Below are 4456 nucleotides of genomic sequence, written 5' to 3'. Positions count from 1 at the left end.
CGAGTGCGGTCTGATAACAGAATTTGCCTGGCGGCCGTAGCGCGGTGGTCCCACCTGACCCCATGCCGAACTCAGAAGTGAAACGCCGTAGCGCCGATGGTAGTGTGGGGTCTCCCCATGTGAGAGTAGGGAACTGCCAGGCATCAAATAAAGCGAAAGGCCCAGTCGGAAGACTGGGCCTTTTTGCGTTATATGAAAAACCGGCGGATACTTTTATCGGATAACGTCCTCCCGCCATAATACAAGCCATACTGCGGCAGATGCGGTAAACTAACCGCGATTTTGCATCAGGAAAGCGTCTATGAATCACTCCCTTAAATCCTGGAATACCTTTGGCATCGATCAAAATGCTAATGAGATTGTTTGCGCCGAAAATGAACAACAGCTACTGAATGCCTGGCAATCCGCCAATGTGTTGCATCAGCCGGTACTGATACTGGGTGAAGGGAGTAACGTCCTGTTTCTTGATGTCTTTCGCGGGACGGTGATCGTTAACCGAATCAAAGGCATTGAGGTGAAAGAACAACCAGATGCCTGGCTCCTGCATGTCGGCGCCGGTGAAAACTGGCATCACCTGGTACAGCACACACTGCAGCTTGGCATGCCAGGCCTGGAAAACCTGGCGCTGATCCCCGGCTGTGTAGGTTCTTCACCGATCCAGAATATTGGTGCTTACGGCGTGGAGCTCCAGCGAGTCTGCGATTATGTTGACTGTCTTGAGCTGGCGACAGGAAGATTGCGGCGCGTGAGTGGGGCAGAATGCCGTTTTGGCTATCGTGACAGTATCTTCAAACATGAATACCAGGATCGCTTCGCGATCGTTGCGGTGGGGTTACGGCTGACTAAACACTGGCAGCCAGTGTTGACCTATGGCGACCTGACGCGTCTGGATCCAGCCACTGTGACGCCCCAGCAGGTGTTTGATTCGGTCTGCCATATGCGCATGACGAAGCTACCCGATCCCAAAGTGAACGGTAATGCGGGAAGCTTTTTTAAGAACCCTGTCGTGGCGGCTGATGTGGCACAGTCACTACTGTCCCAATTCCCGAATGCACCCCATTATCCTCAGCCTGACGGTTCTGTAAAGCTGGCGGCAGGTTGGCTCATTGACCAGTGTCAGCTAAAAGGTACCCGGATCGGTGGGGCTGCAGTGCATCGTCAACAGGCCCTGGTGCTGATCAATGCAGATAATGCGACAAGCAATGATGTGATCCAACTTGCGCACCTTGTTCGTACGAAAGTGGGTGAAAAATTCAACGTCTGGCTGGATCCTGAAGTGCGTTTCATCGGGCAAACAGGCGAAGTCAATGCTGTGGAGATTATTGCATGAAGGATAATACCGTTCCTCTGACGCTTATCTCCTTGCTGGCCGATGGTGAGTTTCATTCCGGCGAGCAGTTGGGTGAAACGTTGGGAATGAGTCGGGCTGCTATCAATAAACATATCCAGACGTTACGTGACTGGGGAGTCGACGTCTTTACTGTACCAGGAAAAGGATACAGTCTGCCGGAGCCGATTCAGTTGCTGGATTCCAACCGCATCTATAGCCAGCTGGAACGCGGTACGGTGGCTGTGCTTCCGGTTATCGATTCCACCAATCAGTACCTGCTGGACCGCATCGATCTCTTGCAGTCTGGCGATGCCTGCGTGGCGGAATATCAACAGGCAGGTCGCGGACGCCGTGGACGCAAGTGGTTCTCCCCCTTTGGCGCAAACCTTTATCTTTCGATGTTCTGGCGTCTGGAACAGGGACCGGCCGCCGCGATCGGCTTAAGTCTGGTGATCGGTATCGTGATGGCCGAGGTGCTGCGTGATCTGGGTGCGGACAAGGTACGGGTGAAGTGGCCTAACGATCTCTACCTGTTGGATCGCAAACTGGCGGGGATCCTGGTCGAGCTAACGGGTAAGACGGGCGATGCGGCGCAGATCGTCATTGGCGCTGGTATTAACATGGCGATGCGTCGTGTGGAAGAAGGCGTGGTGAATCAGGGGTGGATTACGTTGCAGGAGGCCGGGATTACGCTCGATCGCAACACGCTGGCGGCAAGGCTCATTCGCGAATTACGTACCGCGCTGGAGTTATTTGAGCAGGAAGGACTGGCTCCTTATCTTTCCCGTTGGGAAAAACTGGATAACTTTATCAATCGCCAGGTCAAACTGATTATCGGCGAAAAAGAAATATACGGTATTTCACGAGGAATCGATGCGCAGGGCGCATTACTTCTGGAACAGGATGGTATTATAAAACCGTGGGTTGGCGGAGAAATCTCCCTGAGAAGCGCAGAATAATAAAAAGGGAGCTTTCGCTCCCTTCTTTAATTATTTACGCAGTCGAACCTGCTCGACGGCATGATTTGCGCTCTTGGTCATAATCAGACTTGCACGCTCACGCGTGGGCAGAATATTTTGTTTTAAATTCAGCCAGTTAATTTCTTTCCATAATGAGGTGGCCGTATTGATTGCCTCCTCTTTCGTCAGTTTCGCGTAGTTATGGAAATAAGAGTCAGGGTCGGTAAACGCCCCCTCGCGGAATTTAAGAAAGCGATTGATATACCATGTCTGCAGTAACTCTTCAGGCGCATCAACATAAATAGAGAAATCGACGAAGTCTGAAACAAATACATGATGAGGGTCGTGTGGATAGTCCATCCCGCTCTGCAGAACATTGAGTCCTTCGAGAATTAATATATCGGGTTGAGCCACGGTTTTATCTCCATCAGGGATCACATCATAAATCAGATGCGAATAAACCGGAGCGGTTACATTTGGCACGCCGGATTTGAGATCGGAGACAAACTTGACCAGACGGTGCATATCATACGATTCAGGAAACCCTTTCTTCTTCATTAACCCACGGTCTTTTAATACCTGGTTTGGATGAAGAAACCCATCAGTGGTGATCAGTTCAACGCGACGATGTTCTGGCCAACGGCTCAGTAACGCCTGTAATACACGCGCGGTGGTACTTTTCCCAACCGCTACGCTGCCAGCAATACTGATGATATAAGGGATACGCTCACCATTCGTGCCCAGAAACTGTTCGAGAACAGCCTGACGGCGTAGGTTCGAGCTGATATAGAAGTTAAGCAAACGCGACAGGGGTAAATAGATCTCTGCAACTTCTTCCAGCGATAAATCTTCATTAATCCCTTTTAACCGCGCGATCTCTTCTTCAGTGAGAGTCATCGGCACGGAATCACGAAGCGCAGCCCACTGGTTGCGGTCAAACTGTAGGTAAGGCGTCATTAACGTTTGCTCTTTTATACTCATAAGCATGTTTCTGGCTGTCATTACACCATCAGGGCAGTGATAAAAAGCGCGTCATCCCCGGCATGCAATGGCTCGTCGCATTTCAGTTAATTTGGACAATGGGCAGGAGGGTAACACCAGATGGGGGGGAATAATAAGAAAAAATCTCTTCTGAACGTCATTCCCTGGAAAGCAATGTGATGGATATTCCAGATGCACCGGCGATGATTTGACGTATTGTAGCGTCCCCTGGTACAGGTGAGAGGAAATGGACCGTCAGGTAATGTCGAAATTTTATGCTAAGCTGACTGAAAATACGTCATTTATTGGCCGTATAGCGCAAAATGTGAGCGATAGAACATTTTATGCAATTTTTTAGTTGCATGAGCTCGCAGGTCTCCATAGAATGCGCGCTACTTGATGCCGACTTAGCTCAGTAGGTAGAGCAACTGACTTGTAATCAGTAGGTCACCAGTTCGATTCCGGTAGTCGGCACCATCAAGTCCGGTGGGGTTCCCGAGCGGCCAAAGGGAGCAGACTGTAAATCTGCCGTCACAGACTTCGAAGGTTCGAATCCTTCCCCCACCACCACTTTCTGGCAGCAATTGCTGTCTGAGCTGGTTAAGAAAATAATCGGCTCGAATGAGAAAAGAGACTTGTCTCTTTTTTTGTTACAGAAAGAACTGGGTAGCCGAGTTTCAGGATGCGGGCATCGTATAATGGCTATTACCTCAGCCTTCCAAGCTGATGATGCGGGTTCGATTCCCGCTGCCCGCTCCAGACGTGCTGATATGGCTCAGTTGGTAGAGCGCACCCTTGGTAAGGGTGAGGTCCCCAGTTCGACTCTGGGTATCAGCACCACTTCACTTCTCCTTCCCATGTTTTCTCTGTAACGACTCAATGATTCAACAGTTCAGGCATATCGCCTGGTTGATGTGGTGATATCACCGATTTATCCGTGTCTTAGAGGGACAATCGATGTCTAAAGAAAAGTTTGAACGTACAAAACCGCACGTTAACGTCGGTACTATCGGCCACGTTGACCATGGTAAAACAACGCTGACCGCTGCCATCACTACCGTACTGGCTAAAACCTACGGCGGTGCTGCTCGCGCATTCGATCAGATCGATAACGCGCCGGAAGAAAAAGCTCGTGGTATCACCATCAACACCTCTCACGTTGAATATGACACCCCGACTCGCCACT

General features: G+C 50.4%; 4 protein-coding genes, 4 tRNA genes, 1 rRNA gene and 1 pseudogene. 8 read left to right on the top strand and 2 right to left on the bottom strand.

Annotation, left to right across the window (positions count from 1 at the left end):
* The first annotated feature begins 26 nt into the window (after positions 1-26).
* The 3 genes from rrf to birA all read left to right on the top strand — a co-directional run bounded on the left by rrf (position 27) and on the right by birA (position 2289).
* Positions 27-142: ribosomal RNA gene (gene rrf, locus KE671_RS22475) — 5S ribosomal RNA — on the top strand.
* 159 nt (positions 143-301) lie between these two features.
* A complete protein-coding gene (murB, locus tag KE671_RS22470) occupies positions 302-1330 on the top strand; it encodes a UDP-N-acetylmuramate dehydrogenase (protein ID WP_206164787.1) in 1029 nt (342 codons plus the stop codon).
* Positions 1327-2289 (top strand): bifunctional biotin--[acetyl-CoA-carboxylase] ligase/biotin operon repressor BirA, encoded by a 963-nt coding sequence (gene birA / locus KE671_RS22465; protein WP_206164786.1) that lies wholly within the window; start codon positions 1327-1329, stop codon positions 2287-2289. Before murB ends, birA begins: the two co-directional genes overlap by 4 nt.
* 30 nt (positions 2290-2319) lie before the next feature.
* Here the strand turns inward: birA and coaA are convergent, their stop codons facing one another.
* Positions 2320-3270, bottom strand: coding sequence for a type I pantothenate kinase (gene coaA / locus KE671_RS22460; protein WP_061069505.1), 951 nt, complete (start codon positions 3268-3270; stop codon positions 2320-2322).
* 301 nt (positions 3271-3571) lie between these two features.
* A pseudogene (locus tag KE671_RS22900) lies at positions 3572-3652 on the bottom strand (hypothetical protein); the annotation flags it as partial.
* Between the two features lie 19 nt (positions 3653-3671).
* Between KE671_RS22900 and KE671_RS22455 the strand changes: the two are divergent.
* The 5 genes from KE671_RS22455 to KE671_RS22435 all read left to right on the top strand — a co-directional run.
* Positions 3672-3747: transfer RNA gene (locus KE671_RS22455), tRNA-Thr, on the top strand.
* Between the two features lie 8 nt (positions 3748-3755).
* Positions 3756-3840: transfer RNA gene (locus KE671_RS22450), tRNA-Tyr, on the top strand.
* A 114-nt stretch (positions 3841-3954) separates the two neighbouring features.
* A tRNA-Gly gene (locus tag KE671_RS22445) sits at positions 3955-4029 on the top strand.
* Positions 4030-4034: 5 nt separating this feature from the next.
* Positions 4035-4110 (top strand) — tRNA-Thr (locus KE671_RS22440).
* Between the two features lie 117 nt (positions 4111-4227).
* The coding region (locus tag KE671_RS22435; RefSeq protein ID WP_001672630.1) for a GTP-binding protein at positions 4228-4456 on the top strand (229 nt) is incomplete at its 3' end.

Source organism: Citrobacter amalonaticus (assembly GCF_018252635.1).
GTDB lineage: Bacteria > Pseudomonadota > Gammaproteobacteria > Enterobacterales > Enterobacteriaceae > Citrobacter_A > Citrobacter_A amalonaticus_E.
This window is presented reverse-complemented; position numbering and strand designations above follow the sequence as displayed.